Below are 22,425 nucleotides of genomic sequence, written 5' to 3'. Positions count from 1 at the left end.
GGAGGCCACGATGGCGAAGGACATGTCACCCGAGCAGGCTCGGGAAGCGTTCCGCGGTGGGCTGCGCGTGCCGACCTCGGGCTTCAGCGCCGGGTGGACGCAGGCGAACCTGATCTCGCTGCCGCGCGAGCACGCCTACGACTTCCTGCTGTTCGCCCAGCGCAACCCCAAGTCCTGCCCGGTGCTGGACGTGACCGAACCGGGCGAGACCAGCGCATCGATCTTCCGGGGCGATCTGCGCACCGACCTGCCCGCCTACACCGTCTACCGGGACGGCGAGCTGGTGGAGGAGCGCGCCGAGGTCGTCGACCTGTGGCGGGACGACCTGGTCAGCTTCCTCGTGGGGTGCAGCTTCACGTTCGAGGCCGCGCTGCTGGAGGCCGACGTCCCGGTCCGGCACATCGAGGCGGGCAGCAACGTGCCGATGTACCGGACCGCCCGGCAGTGCCGGCCGGCCGGAGAGCTGTCGGGGCCGATGGTGGTGTCGATGCGTCCCGTCCCCGCGGAACTGGTCGCCACCGCCGTGCGGGTGACCTCCCGCTACCCGGCGGTGCACGGCGCCCCGGTGCACGTCGGTTCTCCGGAAGCCCTGGGGATCACCGACCTCGGCCAACCCGACTTCGGCGAGGCCGTCGAGGTCCGCCCCGGTGAGGTCCCGGTCTTCTGGGCCTGCGGGGTCACGCCGCAGGCCGCGGTGATGCAGTCCAAGCCGCCGTTCGCCATCGGTCACGCCCCTGGCCACATGGCCATCACCGACGCCCGCGACAGCGACTACCAGGTCCCGTAGCGCGGCGGGACGAGGACCAGGACGGCCTGCGATCCTCGTCATGATTGCGACACCGGCGCGGTGACCTCTGCTTACCGTGGGCTCGTGACTTTTCGCATTCCGCTCCAGGTCCGCAGCTACGAGCTCGATGCGCTCGGCCACGTCAACCACGCCGTGTACCACCAGTACGGCGAGGTGGCGCGGGTCGCCGGGTTCCAGGCGGCCGGGTGCGACTGGGACGGGCTGGTCGCCCGGAAGCTGTCGCCCGTGCTGCTGAGCACGACGGTGAACTTCCGGCGCGAGCTGCGCGCCAACGAGCACATCGAGGTGTCCTGCGAGGCGAAGTTCGGCTCCGGGAAGTCCTTCCACCTCGACACGGTGATCACCAAGGCAGACGGCACGATCTCCGCCGACATCACCTGCGTGCTGGGCCTGATGGACCTCGAAGCGCGCAAGCTCGTCGCCGACCCCCGGAGCGCGCTCGAAGCGGTCGGCTTCGACGCCGACGCGCTGGCCCCCGGTGTCTGAGCGGTTCAGCGCTCGGCGTTCACCGACGTGCGCCGACCGGGCAGTTCGAAGGCCAGGATCCGGCGGGCGGCCGCCGCGGCATCGCGGTCGAGCCGCCGCCAGTCGTCGTAGGGTTCGGCCTGCTCCCGCAGCGGGGCGAGGTTCTTCAGCAGGATTCGGGTGTTCGTCTCAGCGCTCATCGTTCGGCTTCCCGTCAACGGGGTGTCTCCCCACTGAGGTTGATCGCCGAGCGGCGGTCCGGGATTAGCCGGAAGTAGCGCAGACCACGTCGGAGATCACGGCATCACCGAGCCGATCTCCACCGCGCCGCCCCGACCGGGGATCATCGTGACGTTGCGGTGCACCGGGCGCTCCGGTGCCGAATCGATCGCGCTCAGATCGGCGCGGCGGGCGATCTCCCCGGTGAGGAGGCGCATCTCCTCCATCGCCAGAGTCGCGCCGAGGCAGCGGCGATCACCGCCGCCGAACGGGATCCACGTGGTGGAGCCGGGTTTCACGCCGACGAACCGGTCCGGGTCGAACCGGAACGGGTCGGCGTAGAGGTCTTCGCGGTGGTGCAGCGAGAGGATTCCGATCAGCACCCGCGACCGCTCCGGCACGACCCGGTCGCCGAACCGCCAGTGGGACATGACCCGCCTGCCCAGCATCGGGATCACCGGGCGCACCCGCATCGCTTCGTGGATCGTCGCGTCGACGTAGCCGCCGTCGTCCTCGGAGCGGGCCGCGTCGCGGAGCCTGCCGTAGAACTCGGGGTGCCGCACCAGCCGCTCGAACGCCCAGCCGATGGAGTTGGCGGTCGTCTCGTGCCCCGCCAGCACCAGCGTCAGCAGCTCGTTGCGCAGCTCGCCGTCGGTGAGCCCGGCGCCCTCGTCGTCGCGGGCGTCGAGCAGCAGCGACAGGATGTCGTGCCGCTCGCCGGGCACGTGCGCGGCGCGGCGCTCGGCGATCACCGCCAGCATCGCGCGGTCGAGGTGCGCCAGCCCCCACTTCTGCACTCCCACCGGCTCCGCGCTGCGCATCGACACCAGCTCGCTGACCCGCGCCAGCGGGCTCACCGACAGCGCCAGCATCTGCCGCAGCCGCTTGCGCAGCAGCTGCTCGGACTCCCCGGAGCGGTAGTCGATGCCGAACACCCCGGACATGATCACGTCGAGGGTGACCTGCTGCGCGGAGTCGGCGAGCCGGATCCGGGAACCGGGCTGCCAGCCGTTGATCTCGCGGGTGGTGGCGTCGAGGATCTGCTCCCGGTAGCGGGCGATGGCCTTGCCGTGGAACGGCGGCATCAGCAGCTTGCGCTGCCTGCGGTGCCGCTCACCGGTCGCGGTCAGCACCGACTCGCCGACGATGGGCCGCAGCTGCGACTGCCCGGCGGTGGACGGAGCCAGGGCCGGGCCCGCGGTGAACAGCGACTTCACGTGGTCGGGGTGCGAGGTGATGGTCAGCGGCCGCTTCTCCAGCAGCGTGTTGACGCGGAAGACGTCCCCGTGGAGCCGGGTTCCCTCGAACAGCACGCGCCCCTGGTCGCGGCCCAACCGCAAGGTCTGCAGCAGCGGCCCGGAACCGTGCAGCGGTGGTGGCGTGCCGAGCTCGTCGACCGGTCCGGCGGGGGACGGTGCGAGCTCCCCGGACCCGGACGGCGTCGAAGTCTCCCACCAGCGGTGCCGGTGCTCGCTGGGGGATGTGGTGGTCGAGGTCGTCATGACCGCAACGCTATCGGCGAGTGACCGCGCCCACATCGTGCTGCGGGCCCGGTTCCGCCTCCTACCTGAGGAGGAGTCGCGACGATTCCGGTGGGCCGGGCGGGGTTCTAGGCTGGCCCGGATGAGGGGTCTGATCCGCTACGTGCACGGCCGAGCCGCGGCGCTGCCGTTCGGCTACCCGCCTGCGGTGGTGCTGCCCGGCCACGCGTGCCTGGTGGTGGTGTCGGCGGTCGCGGTGGTGCAGCGGCTGGCGGCCGAGGACGCGGACTGGACGCTCGTCGGCGGCCTGCTCGCGATCTTGCCGGTGGTGTACCTGCTGGTCGGAACGCCGATCCCGGCCTCGGGGCGGCCCGTCGGCGTCGCCGGGTGCGCGCTGCTGGGCACCTCGATCCTGCTGGTGCACCCGGTGCCCAACGACCTCGCGCCGCTGATCCTGGTCGTGATGCTCGCCGAGTGCGCGGCCGTCACCTCGGTTCGGGTGAGCCTGACGGTCGCCGCCCTGGCCGCGCTGGTCCCGACCGCGGCGGCAGCCGTCGGGCACCTCGGCTACGGCCTGCCGTTCTCCCTGGTCGCGGTCGCGCTCGGCTGGGCCACCGGGTTCATCATCAGGACCCAGCTGCGGTCGTTCGAGCGGGAACGCCAGGTGCAGGCCGAGCGGGCGGTGCAGGCCGCCGACGACGAGCGCCGCCGCATCGCGCGCGAGGTGCACGACGTCGTCGCGCACTCGCTGAGCATCACGCTGCTGCACCTCACCGGTGCCAGGCGGGCGCTGCAGGAGGACCGCGACGTCGACGACGCGGTCGAGGCGCTCACCGACGCCGAACGACTCGGAAGGCAGGCGATCGCCGACATCCGCCGCACGGTCGGGCTCCTGGACTCCGAACCGTCGAAGGTCCGCCCGGAACCGGGCATCGACGACATCGCCGATCTCGTCTCCGACGTCGTCAGAGCCGGTGTCCCGGTGACCTACAGGCTGGACGGTGACGCCCGATCCGTCTCCGCGGCAACGGGTCTCGCGCTCTACCGGATCGCCCGCGAATCGCTGGCCAACGTCGTCAAGCACTCCCCGGGAACCGCCGCGCTGGTGCGGCTGGTCATCGACGACGGCGTGGCGCTGACCGTCGCCAACGCGCTGCAGGGCGCGGTCGGAGCGCCCGAGCCCGGGAACGGCATCGCGGGCATGCGGCAGCGCGCCGAACTGCTGGGCGGGCGCCTGCGAGCCGGTCCCGCCGGCGATGAATGGGTGGTGCGCGCGGAGTTCTCACCGGAACCGAACGACCTGCTGCCGACACCGGAGGAGGCCCGATGATCAAGGTTCTGCTCGTCGACGACCAGGAGCTGGTGCGCTCCGGGTTGCGGCGGATCCTGCGCCGCAAGGACGGTTTCGCCGTCATCGGGGAGTGCGCGGACGGCGCGGAGGTCGCCTCGGCCGTCGCCGCCGACCGGCCCGACGTGGTCGTGATGGACCTGCGGATGAAGCACGTCGACGGCATCGAGGCCACCCGCGGGCTGCAGGCGACCGACGACGCTCCGCCGGTGCTGGTGCTGACGACCTTCGACGACGACCAGCTGCTCTCCGGCGCGTTGCGCGCGGGCGCGAGCGGCTTCCTGCTCAAGGACTCCCCGGCCGAGGACGTCATCCGCGCGGTCCGGTCGCTGGCCGCGGGCGAGGCGTGCCTGGACCCGGCCGTCACCGGGCGCGTGCTCACCGCCTACCGCTCCTCGTCCCCGGCCCCGGAGGTCGCCGTCGACGAGCTCACCTCCCGCGAGCACGACGTCCTCGTGCTCATCGGACGTGGCCTGTCCAACTCCGAGATCGCCTCGGAACTGGGCATTTCCGAGGTGACGGTGAAGAGCCACGTGGGCCGCATCTTCGTCAAGCTCGACCTGCGGGATCGCGCGGCCGCCATCGTCTACGCCTTCGACCACCGCATCGTCACGCCGAGGTAGCGCCGCACCGGGCTTCGGGAGGAATACCCCCGAGGTGCCTCGGGTGCGGCTCGCCGCGCTGCGGCGACGACCGGTCGTGGGCAGTGGGTTCTCGGTGGGAGGAGAACGCCCGTCAGCGCGTGCGGAACCAGGACGGCGCACGGCGGCGGAACTCCTGCGGCCGCAGCGCACCCGCCCCTTCGGGCAGCGCGGCGAGCACGGGCACGCCGGTGGTGCGGGGGAGCTCGGTGAGGTTGCAGCGCTCGGCCAGGCCCGGCTCCTCGGGCACGGCGCCGAGCACCAGGCCGGCCGGTTCCAGGCCGCGCGAGCGCAGCGCCTCGACGGTGAGCTCGGTGTGGTTGAGCGTGCCCAGACCGACCCGGGTCACGACGTGGACCTGGACCTCGTGGTCGCGGGCGAGGTCGGCGGCGAGGTCGGGCAGGGTGCCCCCGGTGGTGTCTAGGCGGACCAGGGCACCGCCCGCGCCCTCCACGATCACCGTGCCGTGCGCTCCGGCGAGCTCGCGGACGCGGGCCGCGTGGTCGCCGATCGTCGGGATGCCGACCGTGCGCAGGCGGGCGGCGGTGTCCGGGGCGAGCGGGTCCGGGAGATGGGTGAACTGCGCGACCTCGCAGCCCGCCAGGCGGCGGACCACCTCGACGTCGGGCTCGTCGTCGCCGGTCTGGGTCGGCTTGGCCACCACCACGTCGGGTCCGAAGTGGAGGGCCCAAGCCGCTGTGGCCACGGTCTTCCCGACCCCGGTGTCGGTTCCGGTGACGAAGACGATCACGGTTGTCCTCCGTGCTGTTCGACGACGCGCGTCAGCGCCCGCACCGCGTGGTCCCAGGCGTCAGCGCCGATCCCGGCCTGGGTGGTGATCCGCAGCCGCGACACGCCGTCGGGCACCGACGGCGGTCGGAAGCAGCCGACCCGCACCCCGGCGTCGAGCGCGGCGGCCTGCGCCGCGAGCGCCACCTGCGGGGACGGCATAGGCACCGAGAGCACCGCACCCGCCGACCTGCTCACCGCGAGGCGGTCGGCGAGCTCGCGGGCTCGCCGGTGGACGCGCCGGGGGAGTGCGGGCCGCTCGCGCAGCAGGCGCAGCGCGGCCAGCGCCCCCGCGACGGGCGCCGGGGCCAGCGCGGTGTCGAAGATGAACGGCCGCGCGCGGTTGACGAGGTGGTCGATCAACGCGTCCGACCCCAGCACCGCGCCACCCATCGCACCCAGCGACTTCGACAACGTCGCCGTCATGACCACCTGCGGCGCCTCGCCCAGACCGGCCACCAGGCCCCGGCCGCCATCGCCCACGACACCCAGTCCGTGCGCCTCGTCGACCAGCAGCAGCGCGCCTCGCTCGGCGCAGACACCGGCCAGTTCGGGCAGCGGTGCGGCGTCGCCGAGCACCGAGTAGACCGACTCGGTCAGCACCAGCGCCCGCCGACCACCGGCCCGGTCCAGCGCCGACCGCACCGCGTCGACGTCGTTGTGCGGCACCACCTGGATCGTCGCCCGGGACAACCGGGCCGCGTCGATCAGCGACGCGTGCACGTGCGCGTCCGAGACGATGAGCGCGTCGCGGTCGGCCAGCGCGGTCACCGCGGACAGGTTCGCGTGGTAGCCGCTGGACATCACCAGCGCGGACCGCCGGCCCGTGAACCCGGCGAGCTCGGCCTCCAGCTCGCCGTGCGCCGTCGTGGTGCCGGTGACCAACCGGGACGCACCCGAGCCCGCACCCCACGCCAGCGCCGCGTCGGCGGTGGCCCGGCGCACCTCGGGATGCGTGCTCAAGCCCAGGTAGTCGTTGCTGGCGAGGTCGATGACCTGCTCGTCCACCGAGCGCGCCCGCAGCGCGCGCTGCAGACCCGCCCGCTCGCGGGCCTCCCGCTGCTCGGCCAGCCACCCGTCCCAGCTCATCCGGCCTTCACCCCCGCGGCGATGCCCGCGCACAGCGTCGCCACGTCCTCGTCGGTGCACACGTACGGCGGCATCGTGTAGATCAGGTCCCGGAACGGGCGCAGCCACGCGCCCTCGGAGAGCGCGGCCTCGGTCGCCGCGGCCACGTCGACGGGGTGATCGAGCCGCACCACGCCGACGGCGCCGAGCACCCGCACCTCGGCCGCGTCGATGTCGTGCAGCGCCAGCAAGCCGCGGTTGATCCGCCGCACGTCGTGCACCCACCGGCCGGTGGCGAGCACCTCGAGGCTGGCGGAGGCGACCGCGCAGGCCAGCGGATTGCCCATGAAGGTCGGTCCGTGCATGAGCACACCGGAATCGCTGCCGGAGATGCCGCGAGCCACCTCGCTGGTGCACAGCGTCGCGGCCAGCGTCAGGTATCCGCCGGTCAGCGCTTTGCCCAGGCACAGCACATCGGGGCTGACACCGCCCGCTTCGGAGGCGAAGAGCGTGCCGGTGCGCCCGAAACCGGTGGCGATCTCGTCGAAGACCAGCACCAGCCCGTGCTCGTCGGCGACCTCCCGGAACACCCGCAGGCATTCGGCTGGGTAGGGGTGCATGCCGCCCGCGCCCTGCAGCAGCGGCTCCACGATCAGCCCGGCCAGGGCGTCCGCGTGCTCGGCTGCGAGCGCGCGGAAACCCGACTCCCACTCGGCGACGTCACCGCCGATGTCCGGCGGTCGTTCGCCGAAGACCTGGTCGGGCAACACCGTCGACCACATCGAATGCATGCCGCCGTCGGGATCGCACACGCTCATGCAGTCGAACGTGTCGCCGTGGTAACCGCCGCGCACGGTGAGGAACCGCGTCCGCTCGGGCCGCCCGACGCCGCGCTGGTGCTGCAGCGCCATCTTCATCGCGACCTCGACGCTCACCGATCCGGAGTCGGCGAGGAAGACCCGGTCGAGCCCGTCGGGGGTGATCTCGACCAGCCGCCTGGCCAGTTCGATGGCCGGCTCGTGGGTGAGTCCCCCGAACATCACGTGCGAGAACCGTTCCGCCTGCTCGCGCAGCGCCTCGTCGAGCACCGGGTGCCGGTAGCCGTGGATCGCCGACCACCACGACGCCATCCCGTCGACCGCCTCGCCGACGCCGTCGATGGTGATCCGGCTGCCCGAAGCGCCGGTCACCAGCCGCGTCGGCGCGGGGTCGAGCATCGAGGTGTAGGGGTGCCACAGGTGCTCGCGGTCGAAGGCGAGCAGGTCCGCGGCGCCCATCACGCGTTCGGCAGGACGTCGGTGCCCGCGCCCCGGCGGCGGATCGCCGGATCGACGGGCCGCTGCGCGATCTCCTCGTCGGAGCCCAGCACGACGAAGCCGTTGTCGCGGATCATCGCGATGTCCGCCTCGGCCTCCTGGCCCTCCGAGGTGAGGTAGTCGCCGAGGAAGATCGAGTTGGCGACGTGCAGCGCGAGCGGCTGGAGCGAGCGCAGGTGCATCTCGCGGCCACCGGCGATGCGGACCTCCCGGTCCGGGCAGACGAACCGCGCCATCGCCAGGATCTTCACGCAGCGGGTGGGGGAGAGCTCCCAGGTGTTCTCGAACGGGGTGCCGTCGAAGGGCATGAGGAAGTTCACCGGGATCGAGTCGGATTCGAGCTCCTTGAGCGCGAACAGCGCCTCGACCAGCTGTTCATCGGTCTCGCCCAGCCCCGCGATCAGACCCGAGCACGGCGACAGGCCCGCGGTCTTCGCCTTGCCGACGGTGTCGACGCGGTCGGCGTAGGTGTGGGTCTGGACGATCGTGTCGTGGTGGCTCTCGGCCGTGTTGATGTTGTGGTTGTAGGCGTCCACCCCGGCGTCCTTGAGCCGCTCGGCCTGGCCGTCGGACAGCAGCCCGAGGCACGCGCACACCTCGACGTCCGGGTGCTCGGACTTGAGCGCACCGACCATCTCGGTGACCTTGTCGATGTCGCGGTTCGAGGGGCCGCGGCCGGAGGCGACCATGCACACCCGGCTGGCCCCGCCTTGGAGACCGGCTCCCGCCTGCCGCAGGGTTTCGTCCTTGGACAGCCACGAGTACTTCAGGATCGGCGCGTTCGAGCCGAGGGCCTGCGAGCAGTAGTTGCAGTTCTCCGGGCACAGACCTGACTTCAGGTTCACCAGGTAGTTGACCTTCACGGTGTTCCCGAAGTGCGCGCGCCGCAGCCTGCCTGCCGCCGCCACGACGGGCATCAGGTCGGCGTCGTCGCCGCGCAGGACGGCGAGCGCGTCGTCGGCGGTGGCCGGAGTCCCGGCCAGGACCGCGTCGGCGAGCTGATCGAAGGTGGTGCCCATGGGGTCCTCTCCCGAAGTCGACCTGAACAGTGTTCACCTGAACGGCGTTCAGGCTAGACTGGGGGCACCGACCGGTCAACTGGAGGTTTTCGAGTGCGCTACCACCGCAGCGATGTCGTGGCTCGGGCCATCGAGGTCCTCGACGAGTACGGGCTGGAATCGCTCACCATGCGCCGGCTCGCCTCCGAGCTCGGCGTGCAGCCCAGCGCGCTCTACCACCACGTCCCCAACAAGCAATCGCTGCTGGCGGCCGTCGCCGACGAGATCCTCCAGCGCGGCAGCAGGCGCCGCCGCGCCGAGCGCTGGGACCGGCGGGTGATCGAGGTCTGCGCCGAGCTGCGCGACGCGATGCTCGCCTACCGCGACGGCGCCGAGGTCGTCGTCACCGCGCACACCTTCGGGCTCGGCGCCCGCGAACCCGCGACCGCGCTGCGCTCGGCGCTCGGCGATGGGGGGTTGCCCGGCGACCTGGTGGACGTGGGCACCCGCGCGATCTTGCACCTGGTGTTCGGCCACACGGTCGAGGAGCAGACCGCGATGCAGGCGGCCAGCGCCGGAGCCATCGACCGGAACCCCGCTGGCGCAGCTGATTTCGAGCAGGGCCTGCAACTGCTGCTCGACGGGCTCCGCGCCCGGGTTTCGGCGAGCTGAGCCCGGTCGGGTCGCTGCGGTGGCGGGATGGAGTGTTCACCGCCTCGTGCGCGTCGTTGCGCTCGGCCGTGGCCGACCTCGCCGACGACGACCTGCTGCAGCCGTCCGGGTGCCGGGGCCGGCTGGTGCGAGACCTGGTGTGCCACCTGATCATCGACGCGCAGGACGTCCTGATCACGCTCGCGACACCGGCGGAGGCCGAGCCGACCCGCGACGCGATCACCTGCTGGGACGTCACCAGCGAGCCGCCGACCGGCGACGACCCGCTGGAGGCGCTCACGGTCCGGCTGGCCGCCGCCTGCGAGGAGCCGTGGCTGCTGAAGTTCCACCTCGACGACTCGGCTCGGCGGCAGGAAGCTCGACCAGCTCGGGCTCTCGGTGCCCCACGTGCTCGGTCAGTCCCCGACCGTCCCGTACCGGGGGCGGCCGGCGGTCCGGTAGGTCTGGATCGCCACGCCCTGCGGCGTGGTCCGGTTCGCGGCGAGTTCGAGCTCGGTGTCGGGCCCCTGCTCGGCGAACAGCCGCATCCCCTGGCCGACGATCACCGGGAAGGTGATCAGGTTGAGCTCGTCGACCAGGTCGTTCGCCAGCAGGAACCGCACCAGGGTGGCGCTGCCGTGGACCTGCAGCTCCTCGCCGGGCCGGTCCTTGAGCTCGCGCACCGCCGCCGCGACGTCGCCGGTGAGCACCGTCGTGTTGGCCCAGCTCGGGTCGGTCAGGGTCGTGGAGGCGACGTACTTGGGCAGAGCGTTGAGCTGGGTCGCGATCGGGTCGTCGGGGTCGTCGACCTTCGGCCAGTAGGCGGCGAAGATGTCGTAGGTCCGCCGCCCGAGCAGGAAGGCGCCGACCCGCCCGAACATCGCGTCCATGAACTGCCCGACCTCGTCGTCGAACAGCGGCGCGAGCCAACCGCCGCGCTCGAAACCGCCGCTGCGGTCCTCGTCAGGACCGCCGGGGCCCTGCATCACGCCGTCGACCGAGAGGAACGTGCTCACCGTCAGCTTCATCGTCCTGGTCCTTTCCGGTGGTCGTCACCAGGGTGGACCGCTCCCGGACGGGAAACTCATCGGTGGGTCAGTCGCGGCGCGGCCTGCGGTGCAGGAGCCTGAACCGCGACCACTGCGTCTCGGCGGCCTCGATGGAGCGCCGGGTGCGCTCCGGGTCCACTGCGGAGAGCTGGGCGGCGATCGCCTGCGCGACCGCGAGTCCCGGCGCCAGCGAGGGGAAGAAGGCGACGCCCTCGGCGGGGATCAGCACGATCCGCTCGGAGGCCGCGGCCAGGGCGGGGCTGGCCGCGTCGGTGAGGGCGAAGACCCGCGCACCTCGGTCGTGGGCTTCCTCGGCCGCGGTCACCGTGCTCTGGTAGAGCCGCCAGAAGCTGATCGCGATGAGCACGTCGCCCGGTTCGATCCGGGAGACCGCGTTGGCCAGCTCGGCGTCGTCGTGCACGACGGTAGCCTCGTAGCCGGCCAGCTGCACGTTGTGCCCGAGCGCGGAGCCCACCGAGAAGTAGCTCCCGTTGGCCACGATCACGGTCCGCCGGGACTGCGCGATCGCCTCGGCGATGGTGCGCAGCAGCTGCTCGTCCAGGCGGCGGTTGAGGACCGCCAGCGAGTCCAGGTCGCGGCGCAACGAGGCGCCGCCGAGCTCGCCCTCGGCCTGCTGCGCCGCGGCCACCTCCGGAGCGCTGAGCGAGGACAGGTAGCGGGCCCGCAGCTCCTGCTGCAGGTCGGACCAGCCGCTGAAGCCCAGGGCCTGGGCGGTCCTGCTGACCGTGGCGACGTTGACGCCGGCCAGTTCGGCGGCCTCCGCAGCGGTGCTGTAGGACACCCGCCGGGGCTGCGTGAGCAGCACCTGCAGAACCGAGGAGCCCTTGCTGCGCAGCCCGCGTTCGGGAACGCGCCCGCGCAACCAGCTCTCGAACCCGTCGGGCTCGGCATCGGTGGTCAATCGGGCTCCCCTCGTCGACGCACAGCTTAACGAGCTCAAAACGCAACAGGTATTGCAGTTTGCAATTACTGCACTATATGTTGCTGAGCACTTCGCTCGGTGCTGCGACTCACCTGGACGCACCCCTCACCTGGAGGCAACCGTGTCCCTGCTGGCCAGACTCGATCGGCTCCCGCTGAGCCGGCCGCACTACCTCCTGCTGCTGCTCGGCGGACTCGGCTACACCTTCGACGGCATGGACTCGGCCGTCGTCGCCTTCCTGCTGCCGAGCGTCCAGGACGAGTGGGGGCTGACCAACGCCCAGCTCGGCCTGATCGGCTCGGCCACGCCGTTCGGGTTCCTCTTCGGCGCCACCTGCGCCGGACTGCTCGGCGACCGCATCGGCCGCCGCAAGGTCATGATGTGGGCGCTGGCGGTCTACGCGCTGTTCTCCGTCATCGGAGCCCTGTCGCCCAACTACGAGATCTTCCTCGGCGCCCGCGTGCTCGCCGGGTTCGGCGCCGGGGCCGAGAGCGCGATCATCGCGCCGTTCCTGTCCGAGTTCGTGCCCGCCGCCCGGCGGGGGTGGTTCGTCGGCGCGCTCGCCGGGTTCTTCTCGTTCGGTTTCGTCGCCGCGGCACTGCTCGGCCGGTTCGTCGTGCAGCCGGTCCCCGAGGGCTGGCGCTGGGCCCAGATCATCACCGCGCTGCCGATCGTGATGCTGCTGTGGTGGCGCCGGTCGCTACCGGAATCACCCCGGTACCTGCTGGCCAACGGGCGGACGGCCGAGGCCGAGAAGGTCGTGGTCGACCTGGAGGAGAAGGTCCGGGCGGCCACCCGCGCCCCGCTGCCGCCGATCCCCGAAGCCGTGGTCGAGAAGCCCGCGGAGGCGCGCAAGGTCGGGCTGGTCTCCGCGCTGAAGTACCTCTGGAGCGGCTCGATGGCCCGGCGCACCGCGATCACCTGGCTGATCTGGTTCGTGATCACCTTCTCCTACTACGGCTTCTTCACCTGGATCCCGACCCTGCTGGTGCAGCAGGGGATCACGGTCACCAAGAGCTTCGAGTTCTCGATCATCATCTACCTCGCGCAGGTGCCCGGGTACTTCTCGGCGGCCTGGCTGGGCGAGCGCCTGGACCGCAAGAACACCATCGCGCTCTACCTCGCCGGAGCCGCGGTCAGCGCGTTCTGGATGAGCCAGATGACCGACCCGGTGCTGATCACGACCTCGGCGGCGGTGCTGTCGTTCTTCCTCAACGGCACCTACGCGGCGGTCTACTCCTACACCCCGGAGGTCTTCCCGACCTGGATCCGGGCCTCGGGAACCGGGCTGTCCAGCGCGTTCGGCCGCGTCGGCAGCATCCTCGCGCCCTCGGTGATCGGCCTCTCCGCCGCGTCCCTGGGATTCGCCGGGGTCTTCGGGCTCACCACCGCCGTGCTGGCGGTCGGCGTCGTGTGCACGCTGCTGTTCGGGCTGTCCACCGCGGGCCGGTCGCTGGAGGACCTCACCGAAACCGAAGAGACGAAGGCGGTATCGCGATGAACCTGTCCGAAGTGGAGGAACGCGTCCGCGGCGACGTCGGGGCCCGGCTGTTCACCGCGCTCGCGTGGCTGCCCGGCCGCCGCGTGCTGCACCGCGCGCACAGCAGCCACCCCGAGCAGTACCCGGTGGGCGGTGAGAAGTCCGTCGAGGTCGCCGCGGGATGGCTGGACCGGTGCATCACCGCTCAGCTGCCCTACTTCGGGCCCGACGAGGCCGCGGTGCGCGAGGTCTTCGCCGACCACCGGCTCATCGTCGAGCTCGGCTGCGGATCGGTGATCAACGTCCCGGTCGTGGGCGAGTCCGGCACGGTGGGCGTGCTCAACCTGCTCGACGCGCCCGGCGCCTACGCGCCGTCCCAGGTGGCGCGGGCCGGAGAACTGGCGGTGCTCGCGGCACCCGCGCTGAGCGAGCTCGTGCAGCGCATCGACGAACCCGAGGAGGAAACGACACCGTGACCACCCTGCTGCTGCGCTCCGGCAAGCTGCTCGACGTCGACACCGGCGAGTACGCCGAAGGCGACCTGCTGTGCGCCGACGGCCGCATCGTCGAGACCGGCCCCGGCCTGCGGGCACCGGACGGGGCCCGGACGGTGGAGCTGGCCGGCGCGACGGTGCTCCCCGGGCTCATCGACGCCCACGTGCACGTCACCGCCGCCACCGCCGACCTCGGCGCGCTGACCACCTGGTCCCCGGCCTACGCCACCGCGCACTCCGCGCGGATCATGGGCGGGATGCTCGACCGCGGCTTCACCACCGCGCGCGACGCCTCCGGTGCGGACTTCGGGCTCGCCGACGCGCAGGCCGAGGGGCTCGTTCGCGGGCCGCGGCTGGCCTTCTGCGGGAAGGCGCTGAGCCAGACCGGAGGTCACGGCGACAGCCGCCCGCGCGGCACCCGCGTGCACGACGGGCACCAGTGCTGCGCGGGGCTGGGCCGCATCGCCGACGGCGTGGACGCGGTGCGCGCCGCTGCCCGCGACGAACTGCGCAAGGGTGCCCACCACATCAAGGTGATGGCCGGGGGAGGGGTCGCCTCGCCGACCGACCGCATCGACTCCACCCAGTACTCGATGGACGAACTGCACGCCATCGTGCAGGAAGCCGAGGCGGCCAACCGCTACGTCGCCGCCCACGCCTACACGGCGCGCTCGGTCAGCCGCTCGCTGCGCGCCGGGATTCGCTCCATCGAGCACGGCAACCTCATCGACGAGTCCAACGTGGACGAATTCCTCGAGCACGACGCGTTCCTGGTGCCCACGCTGGTCACCTACTGGGCGCTCAAGACCGAAGGCCGGGAGTTCGGGCTGCCGGAGGACAGCTGGTGCAAGGTCGACGAGGTGCTCGGCGCCGGACTGGCCGCGCTGGAGACCGCGCACCGAGGCGGCGTGAAGATCGCCTACGGCACCGACCTGCTCGGCGGCATGCACCGCCACCAGAACGAGGAGTTCCGGATCCGCAGCGAGGTCCAGCCGGCGCTGGACGTGATCCGCTCGGCGACCAGCACCGCCGCCGCATTGCTCGGCATGAGCGGCGAGATCGGCACCCTCCGCGAAGGAGCGGTGGCCGACCTGGTCGTCCTCGACGGCGACCCGCTCGAGGACATCGCGGTGCTCGCGGAGCCCGGGCACATCAGGCACGTCGTGCAGGGCGGTCAACTCGTCTGAGAGCGGGAAGAATGGCGGTGTGATCGCTTCAGCGCCTCGTGAGCCGGTGGAGACGCCGCCCGTGGTCCGCGCCATCGCCGGTGGCAGGCCGGTTCGGGCGGTGTGGCGAAACGAGCTGGGAGGCCTGACCTTCCGGATCGGATCCGAACGCTTCGCGCAGTTCGTGAAGTTCTCGCCCGGCGGCCTGCCGCTGGCACCCGAGGTGGAGCGGATGCGGTGGGCCGGCCGGTACGCGGCGGTTCCACGCGTGCTCGACCACGGTTCCGACAGCGCGGGGGAGTGGATGGTCACCGCGGGGCTGCCCGGTCTCTCCGCCGTCGACGACCGCTGGATCGGCCAGCCCGAGACGGCGGTGCGCGCCATCGGTTCGGGACTGCGCGCGCTGCACGAGGCACTGCCGGTCGCGGACTGCCCGTTCGACTGGTCCGCCGAATCACGGCTGGCCCGTGCTCGGGAACGCGCCGCCGCAGGCCTGATCGATCCGTCGGACCGACCACCTGAACTCGCCCTCACCGACGGGGTCGACGAGGCCCTGGACCTCCTCGCCGAACCGCCCCCGGTCGACCGCCTGGTGGTCTGCCACGGCGATGCCTGCGCCCCCAACACCCTCATCGGAGAGGGCGGCCGGTGCGTCGGCCACGTCGATCTCGGCAGCCTCGGTGCGGCCGATCGCTGGGCCGACCTCGCCGTCGCCACCTGGGCCACCCTGTGGAACTACGGCCCGGGTTGGGAGGAGGTGCTCCTGGACGCCTACGGCGTCGCTCCCGACCCGGACCGCACGGCCCACCACCGGCTCCTGTGGTGGCTGGCGGACTGACCCCGCTCAGCCGAAACCTGGCAGGACCAGCAGGATCCAGAGCGCCAGCGGGGTGGCGGCGACGATGACGCCCCCGTAGATGAGGAGCTTCCGGAAGAAGGCGTCCTTGTCGACGTCCTTGGCGTTGGCCAGCACGATCGCGCCGTTGGTGGAGAACGGGCTCACGTCGACGACCGTGGCCGCCACCGCGAAGGCCGTGATCATGCCGATCGGACCGACGCTGCCGGTCTGCAGGAACGGCACCGCCAGCGGGATGAGGGCACCCATGATGCCGACCGACGAGGCGAACGCCGACACGATCGCACCGATGTAGCACAGCAGCAGCGCCGCGAGCAGCGGAACGCCGATGCCGGCCACCGAGTGGCCCACGTAGTCGATCGTGCCCATCTTCTCCAGCACGCCGACGTAGGTGAGGACACCGCAGATCAGCAGCACGGTGGGCCACGCGACCTCGCTCGGCGCGGCCTTGCCGGTCTTCGGCGACAGGACGCTGAGCACCACGGCGATGCTCATCGCCATCAGGCCGACGTCGAGCCCGAACCCGAGCGTGGTGACCACCAGGACCACCAGACCGGTCAGCGTCAGCACGCGGTCGCGGTTGAGCCGCAGCTCTTCGACGGGCTCGCTGTCGGAGAGCTCCGCAGCGCCGCCCGAACCCGTCGCGATGAGCCGCCGGGCCTCGGCGCCCCTGCGCAGTCGCAGGCCGCCGAAGACCACGAACACGATCCCGGCGATCACCGCGTTGGCCGCGAAGCTGCCCAGGAACAGCACCAGCGGACTGCCCGGCAACCCGCTGTTGGCCACGACCTCGTTGACGATGCTGCCGTAGATGCTGATCGGGGAGAAGCCGCCCGCCTGCGTGCCGTGCACGACCATCGCGCCCATCAGCAGCGGGTTGATCCGGTACTGCGCGGCCAGGTTCAGCGCGATCGGGGCCACGATGGCCACCGCGGCGGGACTGACCGCGCCGATCGCGGTGAGCAGCGCGCCGATCCCGAACATCACCCACGGGATCAGCGCGATCCGGCCACCCACCAACCGGACGGCGCGTTGCACCACCCAGTCGGTCGTGCCGTTCGCCCTGGCTATCGCGAACAGGAACGTCACGCCCACCAGGACCACGAACAGGTCCCCGGGGAAGCCGTCGAAGATGTCGTCTTCGGACAGCCCGCCGAACACCGTGGCGACCAGGAACGCCGCTGCGAAGCAGAGCACCCCCATGTTCACCGACAGCGTCGTGGCGATGACGAACGCGGCGACCAGCACCAGGATCGATATGACTTCGGGCGGCACCTTTGCCTCCTTGCCTGCGCGGCCCGCGCACCACGAAGGGGGTGTGGTGCGCGGCACAGTGGCTCACTGGCTCAGCCACTTTCCGTGAAACGCAGCCCGAAGTCAATACCGAACTGGCCAACTGGCTCATCCAGTTTCAGGCGCCGCCGAGCGCCCGACCGCCCTGCCGCGCGATCAGCGCCAGCCCAGCTCCGGTGCCACGTGGCGGAGGATGCTGTCGATGACGTGGGCGTTGTAGTCCACGCCCAGCTGGTTGGGCACCGTGAGCAGCAGGGTGTCCGCCGCAGCGATCGCCTCGTCCTCGGCCAGCTGCTTGACCAGCACGTCCGGCGCCGCCGCGTAGGAGCGACCGAAGATCGCGCGGGTGTGGGCGTCGATGTTGCCGATCTTGTCCTCGGTGTTGTCGTCGCCGCCGAAGTACATGTCGTCGAGGTCGTTGACGATGGCGAAGATGCTGCGGCTGACCGACACCCGCGGCTCCCGCTCGTGCCCCTCGGCGCGCCACGCCTCGCGGAACGCCTCGATCTGCTTGCGCTGCTGGACGTGCAGCGGCTCGCCGCTCTCATCGTCCTTGAGCGTGGAGCTCTGCAGGTTCATCCCCAGCTTCGCCGCCCACCGCGCCGTCGCGTTGGAGCTCGACCCCCACCAGATGCGGTCCCGCAGGCCGGGGGAGTGCGGCTCGACCCGCAGCAGGCCGGGCGGGTTGGGGAACATCGGCCGCGGATTGGGCTGCGCGAACCCCTCGCCCTCGAGGACCTCCAGCAGCACCTCGGTGTGGGTGCGCGCCATGTCCGCGTCGGTCTGCCCTTCCGGCGGCTGGTAGCCGAAGTAGCGCCAGCCCTCGATGACCTGCTCGGGCGATCCCCGGCTGATGCCGAGCTGCAGCCTGCCGTCGGAGAGGAGGTCGGCCGAACCCGCGTCCTCGGCCATGTAGAGCGGGTTCTCGTAGCGCATGTCGATCACGCCGGTGCCGATCTCGATGCGGCTGGTCCGCGCGCCGATCGCCGCCAACAGCGGGAACGGCGAGCCGTACTGCCGCGCGAAGTGGTGCACGCGGAAGTAGGCGCCGTCGGCGCCGAGCTCTTCCGCTGCGACGGAGAGGTCGACGGCCTGGTGCAGCGCGTCCGACGCGGTGCGCGTCTGCGAGTGCGGCGAGGCCGACCAGTGCCCGAAGGACAGGAACCCGATCTTCTTCACGCCGGGTTCAACGCGGACCGACCGTTTTTGCTTCCCGGGTGCGAGCCGCGCCACCACCCTGCTCGAAGGGTTTCATGAGCAGCTTGTGGGCCGGCTGCTCCACCGCGCGGGTGAGCATCCACCCGAGGAGGGTGCCCGTCACCAGCATCGCCAGGGTTTGCGTGATGGTGTCGACCCCCACGTCCTGCAGCTTGCGCAGCACGATGTAGCCGATGGCCTGGTGCATCAGGAAGGTGCCGTAGGAGATGCCGGCGAACCAGCTGATCGCGCGTCGCGCGGGCTGCGGCATCGCCATGTCGGGGGAGCGCGCGACCAGCGCGATCACGCACATGCCGATGGCCACGGCCACCGACGAACCGGTGTCGGCCAGCAGACCTTCGGGCGTGCGCGTGTAGTTGTGCACCTCCTGCGCGGCCATGCAGAGCGCCAGCAGGGCTGCGAAGTGCGGGGTGCTCAGGCGCTTGACCGACCACATCCAGATCGCCACTCCCGCGACGAACAGGTGCCAGCGGTGCATGCCGACCCCGTCGACCACCGTGCGGTAGGTCTCGTCGATCGGCTCGGCGATCCGGATCGGCCACTGCGCCAGCGGCACCAGCACCGCCATCCACAGCACGATCATGATCCTGCGGCCGTGGCCCCACCAGCTCCGGTAGAGAAGGGCCGCGACCGTGAAGCCCATCAGCTGCAGCGGCACCGTCCAGTGCGAGCCGTCGATGAACGGGTAGAACTGCGGCTTCCAGTGCCACAGCATCAGCAGGTTGGCCCGCAGGTCCTCGGGAAGCGGGAAGAACCAGCCCTCGATCGGGAACGCCCGCAGCACGAAGTAGCTGATCACCACGGCCGCCAGGAATGACGGCAGCAGCCTGGCCACGCGGCCCCACCAGTAGCGGAACAGGGAGCCGCGGCGGATCGTCACGCACGCGAAGTACGCGGAGACGACCAGCAGCAGGCTGGCTCCGACCTGATACGGGAACTCGAAGGCCCTCGGCTCCAGCTCGGGGTGGAGGAAGACGCTCAGACTCGTGGAGTGATAGAGCATCACCAGCACCACGCAACCGGCTCGAACAAGATCCCAGCTGCTCTTCCGGCGGCTCTGCCCACCGCCGGATCCGGCTGTCGTCACGCTTGTCGCTCTTCCTCTGCGCTAGTCCTCCAGCCAGCTTCACCCAGGAGAGCGACCGTTGGCCATCAGGGCTGACACCCATTTTTGGTGCGCACGACCCGTATGGGTGTTCGAAGGACGACCGGTGGTCGAATGGGCGTTCAGGAGGTGCGGGACGTGTCCTTGTTCTGGCGGGTGTTCCTGCTCAACGCCGCCGTGCTCACCGGAGCGACGGTGCTGCTGGTGCTCAGCCCGGCCACGGTGTCCACGCCGGTGCTGCCCGCCGAAGGTCTGATCCTGGTCGCCGGGCTGGTCGCGATGCTGGTGGCCAACGCGGTGCTGCTGCGCATCGGGTTCCTGCCGCTGCGGCGGCTGACCCGCGCGATGACCACCATCGACCTGCTGCGGCCGGGATCGCGGCCGCCGGTGTCCGGGCACGGGGGCATCGCCGACCTGATCATGGCGTTCAACGCGATGCTGGACCGCCTGGAGATCGAGCGCGCCACCAGCAACGCCCGCGCGCTGTCCGCGCAGGAGGCCGAGCGCCGCCGCATCGCCCGCGAGCTCCACGACGAGGTCGGGCAGAGCCTGACCGCGGTGCTGCTGGAGCTCAGGCGGGTCGCGGACGAGGCGCCCGAGGCGGTGTCCGCCGCGCTGCACCAGGTGCAGGAGACCACCCGAGACAGCCTCGACGAGATCCGCCGCATCGCCCGGCGGCTGCGGCCTGGAGTGCTGGAGGAGCTCGGCCTGGCCAGCGCGCTGAAGTCGCTCACCGGTGAGGTCCACGGCGTCGCCGCGCGGTGCCGGATCGAGGGCGAGCTGCCGGAGCTGGGCGAGGAGGTCGAGCTGGTCATCTACCGCGTGGCGCAGGAGAGCATCACCAACGCGGTCCGGCACTCCGGTGCAACCCGCATCCACCTGCTGGTGCACGTGGAGCCCTCGGAGGTCCGGTTGCGGGTGCGGGACAACGGCGCGGGAATCGGGGACTCCCCGGAAGGTGCCGGCATCCGGGGGATGCGGGAGCGCGCCCTGCTGGCCGGGGCGGCGCTGGCCGTCGAACCGGTCGCGGAGGGCGGCACGGAAGTCCGGCTCGACGTGCCGATCAACACCGGGGGCGGCCGATGACCGACACGACCCGCATCCTGCTCGCCGACGACCACGTGCTGGTCCGACGCGGCGTCCGGCTGATCCTCGACAACGAACCCGACCTCGCCGTCGTGGCCGAGGCCGGGGACGGCGCCGAAGCCGTGGAACTCGCGCAGGCCGAGGAGCCGGACCTGGCGATCCTGGACATCGCCATGCCCAGGATGACCGGGCTGCAGGCCGCCCGGCAGCTCACCCGGCTGCAGCCGGACCTGCGCATCCTGATCCTGACGATGTACGACAACGAGCAGTACCTGTTCGAGGCGCTCAGGTCCGGCGCCTCCGGGTACGTGCTCAAGTCCGTCGCCGACCGCGACCTGGTGGAGGCGTGCCGCGCGGCCATGCGCGGCGAACCGTTCCTGTACCCGGGTGCGGTGACCTCGCTGATCCGCAGTTACCTCGACCGCGCCGGCCAGGGGGAGGCCGTTCCCGAGCGGGCCATCACCGACCGGGAGGAGGAGATCCTCAAGCTCGTCGCCGAGGGGCACTCCTCGAAGGAGATCGCCGACCTGCTCGTCATCAGCATCAAGACGGTCGAGCGCCACCGCTCCAACCTCATGGCGAAGCTGGGCATGAAGGACCGGCTGGAACTCACCCGCTACGCGATCCGCGCGGGTCTCATCGAACCGTGAGCCCTACCGCACGTACGAGAACGTTGTTCACGAAACGACTTTCGCGCACGACCGGGTGGTGCTCGCTCTGAAAGGTCGAATCCGATCGTTCGTACGGGTTAAAAAGCGACGAAACGCTCCGCGCTCGTCCGCGGTTTCGTGATCATGCGGTACCACCTGAAGTGCGAGACATCGCATCAGAGAAGGAGTTCGGAAATCGTGACCGCTCGACCGAAAATCCTGACCGTCTACCTCCTGCTGGTCTGCCGCTACGGGGCGGCCGCCGGCCGGGCCGCCGTTCACCCCTACACCGGAGCCAGGCGGACCAAGCGAGAAGCCTGAAACGGCATGTCGGCCTAGGAATTCGGTGTGCCCGTCGCCGCTCGGGCGTAGCGGTCGGCGAGTTGGGAGAAGGCGGATCTGAGCTCCGGCGGTCCGATGACCTCCACGTCCGCGTCGTACTTCCCGAGCTCTGCGGCCAGCGCCTTCCACGACCACGATCCCAAGGTGAGCTTGCAGCGGTCGTCGGTCAGCTCTTCGACCACGCCGTCGTAGGCGTAGCGGGAGACCGTCGCCGCGGGCAGGTCGAGGACGACCTCTCCCTGGCACGGCCATGCTTCCGCGCCCTGGAACCTGGTCCTGGCGAACGCGGCCACATCGCCGCCGGGGAGTTCGCGCCGGGTGAAGCGCGGACCCGTCGGGATGCGCGGGGTGATCCGGTCGGCGCGGAAGGTGCGCCAGTCGTCGCGGTCCAGGTCCCAGGCGATGAGGTACCAGCGCCCGCCCCAGGTGATCAGGTGATGCGGCTGCGTCCGGCGAGGTGCGGACGAGCCGGTGTAGTCGAACCGGAGTTCCTCCCGAGCGTGCACCGCGACGCTCAGGGCCATCAGGACCTCGCTGTCCACACGCTGGGCCGTGCTGCGCTCGACCGCGGTGATCTGCAACGAATCGATCCGGTGGCGGAGCCGCGAGGGCATCACCTGGCGGAGGGTGATCAGCGCGCGGGCGGCCGCCTCCTCGATACCCGCCCCCGCCGTGGTCGCGATGCGCAGCGCGATCGCGAGCGCGACCGCCTGGTCGTCGTCGAACAGCAGCGGCGGCAGGTTGCTGCCCGCCTCCAGCCGGTACCCGCCGTCCGGTCCTTTGATCGCCGCGATCGGGTAGCCCAGCTCCCGCAGCCGGTCGACATCGCGCCGCACCGTCCGGTCGCTGACCTCCAAGCGCTCGGCGAGCACCGAACCGGGCCAGTCCCGGCGCGCCTGGAGCAGCGACAGCAGCGACAGCAACCGCGTCGAGGTTTTCCGCATGCACCCCATCGTGCT

Annotated in this window: 24 protein-coding genes and 1 pseudogene; 13 read left to right on the top strand and 12 right to left on the bottom strand. The window is 71.3% G+C overall.

The annotated features are described in order from the left end of the window. Positions 1–10 precede the first annotated feature (10 nt). Both E1202_RS07395 and E1202_RS07390 read left to right on the top strand, forming a co-directional pair. Positions 11–787, top strand: a complete 777-nt coding sequence (locus E1202_RS07395) for a putative hydro-lyase (protein ID WP_132681808.1) — start codon at positions 11–13, stop codon at positions 785–787. Between the two features lie 84 nt (positions 788–871). Beyond that, positions 872–1,294: an acyl-CoA thioesterase gene (locus E1202_RS07390; protein ID WP_132681807.1), complete on the top strand. Its 423-nt coding sequence runs from the start codon at positions 872–874 to the stop codon at positions 1,292–1,294. Positions 1,295–1,299: 5 nt separating this feature from the next. Here E1202_RS07390 and E1202_RS31310 read toward each other — a convergent pair whose 3' ends face one another. Both E1202_RS31310 and E1202_RS07385 read right to left on the bottom strand, forming a co-directional pair. Beyond that, complete coding sequence (locus E1202_RS31310) at positions 1,300–1,473, bottom strand: hypothetical protein (RefSeq protein ID WP_165943767.1); 174 nt, start codon at positions 1,471–1,473, stop codon at positions 1,300–1,302. A gap of 96 nt (positions 1,474–1,569) precedes the next feature. Then, the gene (locus E1202_RS07385; protein WP_132681806.1) at positions 1,570–2,994 is read right to left on the bottom strand and encodes a cytochrome P450; all 1,425 of its coding nucleotides are present in this window, start codon (positions 2,992–2,994) and stop codon (positions 1,570–1,572) included. A 121-nt stretch (positions 2,995–3,115) separates the two neighbouring features. On the opposite strand from E1202_RS07385, the gene E1202_RS07380 reads away from it, so the two are divergent. Then, positions 3,116–4,303: a sensor histidine kinase gene (locus E1202_RS07380; RefSeq protein ID WP_165943766.1), complete on the top strand. Its 1,188-nt coding sequence runs from the start codon at positions 3,116–3,118 to the stop codon at positions 4,301–4,303. After that, the gene (locus tag E1202_RS07375) at positions 4,300–4,944 is read left to right on the top strand and encodes a response regulator (protein ID WP_132681804.1); all 645 of its coding nucleotides are present in this window, start codon (positions 4,300–4,302) and stop codon (positions 4,942–4,944) included. Before E1202_RS07380 ends, E1202_RS07375 begins: the two co-directional genes overlap by 4 nt. A 112-nt stretch (positions 4,945–5,056) precedes the next feature. On the opposite strand, the gene bioD is transcribed toward E1202_RS07375, so the two are convergent. Genes bioD through bioB form a run of 4 tightly spaced genes read right to left on the bottom strand, consistent with a single transcriptional unit; the run spans position 5,057 to position 9,154 of the window. Further along, complete coding sequence (gene bioD / locus E1202_RS07370; RefSeq protein WP_132681803.1) at positions 5,057–5,713, bottom strand: dethiobiotin synthase; 657 nt, start codon at positions 5,711–5,713, stop codon at positions 5,057–5,059. Further along, a complete protein-coding gene (locus E1202_RS07365; protein ID WP_132681802.1) occupies positions 5,710–6,840 on the bottom strand; it encodes an 8-amino-7-oxononanoate synthase in 1,131 nt (376 codons plus the stop codon). Before E1202_RS07365 ends, bioD begins: the two co-directional genes overlap by 4 nt. Next, on the bottom strand, positions 6,837–8,096 hold the full coding sequence (locus E1202_RS07360) for an adenosylmethionine--8-amino-7-oxononanoate transaminase (protein ID WP_132681801.1): 1,260 nt from the start codon (positions 8,094–8,096) through the stop codon (positions 6,837–6,839). Before E1202_RS07360 ends, E1202_RS07365 begins: the two co-directional genes overlap by 4 nt. Further along, entirely contained in the window at positions 8,096–9,154 is a 1,059-nt protein-coding gene (gene bioB / locus E1202_RS07355) for a biotin synthase BioB (protein WP_132681800.1), read from the bottom strand. The genes E1202_RS07360 and bioB overlap by 1 nt, the downstream gene beginning before the upstream one ends. 93 nt (positions 9,155–9,247) lie before the next feature. On the opposite strand from bioB, the gene E1202_RS07350 reads away from it, so the two are divergent. Further along, positions 9,248–9,805, top strand: coding sequence for a TetR family transcriptional regulator (locus E1202_RS07350; protein ID WP_132681799.1), 558 nt, complete (start codon positions 9,248–9,250; stop codon positions 9,803–9,805). Positions 9,806–9,837: 32 nt separating this feature from the next. Next, positions 9,838–10,173, top strand: a pseudogene (locus E1202_RS07345) (maleylpyruvate isomerase N-terminal domain-containing protein); the annotation flags it as partial. A 27-nt stretch (positions 10,174–10,200) separates the two neighbouring features. Here E1202_RS07345 and E1202_RS07340 read toward each other — a convergent pair. Further along, positions 10,201–10,812, bottom strand: a complete 612-nt coding sequence (locus E1202_RS07340) for a dihydrofolate reductase family protein (protein ID WP_132681798.1) — start codon at positions 10,810–10,812, stop codon at positions 10,201–10,203. 67 nt (positions 10,813–10,879) lie between these two features. Then, a complete protein-coding gene (locus tag E1202_RS07335) occupies positions 10,880–11,755 on the bottom strand; it encodes a MurR/RpiR family transcriptional regulator (RefSeq protein WP_132681797.1) in 876 nt (291 codons plus the stop codon). Positions 11,756–11,897: 142 nt separating this feature from the next. Between E1202_RS07335 and E1202_RS07330 the strand changes: the two genes are divergently transcribed. Genes E1202_RS07330 through E1202_RS07315 form a run of 4 tightly spaced genes read left to right on the top strand, consistent with a single transcriptional unit; the run spans position 11,898 to position 15,754 of the window. Further along, entirely contained in the window at positions 11,898–13,277 is a 1,380-nt protein-coding gene (locus tag E1202_RS07330; RefSeq protein WP_132681796.1) for an MFS transporter, read from the top strand. Then, the gene (locus E1202_RS07325; RefSeq protein ID WP_235877829.1) at positions 13,274–13,732 is read left to right on the top strand and encodes a GAF domain-containing protein; all 459 of its coding nucleotides are present in this window, start codon (positions 13,274–13,276) and stop codon (positions 13,730–13,732) included. The genes E1202_RS07330 and E1202_RS07325 overlap by 4 nt, the downstream gene beginning before the upstream one ends. Beyond that, positions 13,729–14,937: a metal-dependent hydrolase family protein gene (locus E1202_RS07320; RefSeq protein ID WP_132681795.1), complete on the top strand. Its 1,209-nt coding sequence runs from the start codon at positions 13,729–13,731 to the stop codon at positions 14,935–14,937. The genes E1202_RS07325 and E1202_RS07320 overlap by 4 nt, the downstream gene beginning before the upstream one ends. Before the next feature lie 19 nt (positions 14,938–14,956). Beyond that, on the top strand, positions 14,957–15,754 hold the full coding sequence (locus tag E1202_RS07315; protein ID WP_132681794.1) for an aminoglycoside 3'-phosphotransferase: 798 nt from the start codon (positions 14,957–14,959) through the stop codon (positions 15,752–15,754). A gap of 6 nt (positions 15,755–15,760) precedes the next feature. On the opposite strand, the gene E1202_RS07310 is transcribed toward E1202_RS07315, so the two are convergent. From E1202_RS07310 to E1202_RS07300, 3 genes are all read right to left on the bottom strand, one after another. Further along, positions 15,761–17,047 (bottom strand): SLC13 family permease, encoded by a 1,287-nt coding sequence (locus E1202_RS07310; protein WP_132681793.1) that lies wholly within the window; start codon positions 17,045–17,047, stop codon positions 15,761–15,763. A 174-nt stretch (positions 17,048–17,221) separates the two neighbouring features. Further along, positions 17,222–18,244 (bottom strand): LLM class flavin-dependent oxidoreductase, encoded by a 1,023-nt coding sequence (locus E1202_RS07305; protein WP_132681792.1) that lies wholly within the window; start codon positions 18,242–18,244, stop codon positions 17,222–17,224. Positions 18,245–18,251: 7 nt separating this feature from the next. Further along, complete coding sequence (locus E1202_RS07300; RefSeq protein WP_268952301.1) at positions 18,252–19,370, bottom strand: acyltransferase family protein; 1,119 nt, start codon at positions 19,368–19,370, stop codon at positions 18,252–18,254. Positions 19,371–19,526: 156 nt separating this feature from the next. Here E1202_RS07300 and E1202_RS07295 point away from each other — a divergent pair, with 156 nt between their 5' ends. The 3 genes from E1202_RS07295 to E1202_RS32525 all read left to right on the top strand — a co-directional run bounded on the left by E1202_RS07295 (position 19,527) and on the right by E1202_RS32525 (position 21,445). Further along, positions 19,527–20,474: a HAMP domain-containing sensor histidine kinase gene (locus tag E1202_RS07295; RefSeq protein WP_132681790.1), complete on the top strand. Its 948-nt coding sequence runs from the start codon at positions 19,527–19,529 to the stop codon at positions 20,472–20,474. Further along, complete coding sequence (locus tag E1202_RS07290) at positions 20,471–21,124, top strand: response regulator (protein ID WP_132681789.1); 654 nt, start codon at positions 20,471–20,473, stop codon at positions 21,122–21,124. Before E1202_RS07295 ends, E1202_RS07290 begins: the two co-directional genes overlap by 4 nt. Positions 21,125–21,322: 198 nt before the next feature. After that, a complete protein-coding gene (locus E1202_RS32525) occupies positions 21,323–21,445 on the top strand; it encodes a hypothetical protein (protein ID WP_268952300.1) in 123 nt (40 codons plus the stop codon). A 14-nt stretch (positions 21,446–21,459) separates the two neighbouring features. Here E1202_RS32525 and E1202_RS07285 read toward each other — a convergent pair whose 3' ends face one another. Continuing rightward, the gene (locus tag E1202_RS07285; RefSeq protein ID WP_132681788.1) at positions 21,460–22,410 is read right to left on the bottom strand and encodes a helix-turn-helix transcriptional regulator; all 951 of its coding nucleotides are present in this window, start codon (positions 22,408–22,410) and stop codon (positions 21,460–21,462) included. Positions 22,411–22,425: the final 15 nt, after the last annotated feature.

The organism is Saccharopolyspora karakumensis (assembly GCF_004349225.1).
GTDB lineage: Bacteria > Actinomycetota > Actinomycetes > Mycobacteriales > Pseudonocardiaceae > Saccharopolyspora > Saccharopolyspora endophytica.
The sequence above is the reverse complement of the archived record's forward strand: the minus strand, read 5'-3'. Positions and strand labels throughout refer to the sequence as shown.

Coding starts and splice junctions, on each gene's coding strand:
- E1202_RS31310 (WP_165943767.1), bottom strand. CDS start 1,473: ATGAGCGCTGAGACGAACACCCGAATCCTGCTGAAGAACCTCGCCCCG.
- E1202_RS07385 (WP_132681806.1), bottom strand. CDS start 2,994: ATGACGACCTCGACCACCACATCCCCCAGCGAGCACCGGCACCGCTGG.
- E1202_RS07375 (WP_132681804.1), top strand. CDS start 4,300: ATGATCAAGGTTCTGCTCGTCGACGACCAGGAGCTGGTGCGCTCCGGG.
- E1202_RS07380 (WP_165943766.1), top strand. CDS start 3,116: ATGAGGGGTCTGATCCGCTACGTGCACGGCCGAGCCGCGGCGCTGCCG.
- E1202_RS07285 (WP_132681788.1), bottom strand. CDS start 22,410: ATGCGGAAAACCTCGACGCGGTTGCTGTCGCTGCTGTCGCTGCTCCAG.
- bioB (WP_132681800.1), bottom strand. CDS start 9,154: ATGGGCACCACCTTCGATCAGCTCGCCGACGCGGTCCTGGCCGGGACT.
- E1202_RS07325 (WP_235877829.1), top strand. CDS start 13,274: ATGAACCTGTCCGAAGTGGAGGAACGCGTCCGCGGCGACGTCGGGGCC.
- E1202_RS07340 (WP_132681798.1), bottom strand. CDS start 10,812: ATGAAGCTGACGGTGAGCACGTTCCTCTCGGTCGACGGCGTGATGCAG.
- E1202_RS07365 (WP_132681802.1), bottom strand. CDS start 6,840: ATGAGCTGGGACGGGTGGCTGGCCGAGCAGCGGGAGGCCCGCGAGCGG.
- E1202_RS07395 (WP_132681808.1), top strand. CDS start 11: ATGGCGAAGGACATGTCACCCGAGCAGGCTCGGGAAGCGTTCCGCGGT.
- E1202_RS07290 (WP_132681789.1), top strand. CDS start 20,471: ATGACCGACACGACCCGCATCCTGCTCGCCGACGACCACGTGCTGGTC.
- E1202_RS07360 (WP_132681801.1), bottom strand. CDS start 8,096: ATGGGCGCCGCGGACCTGCTCGCCTTCGACCGCGAGCACCTGTGGCAC.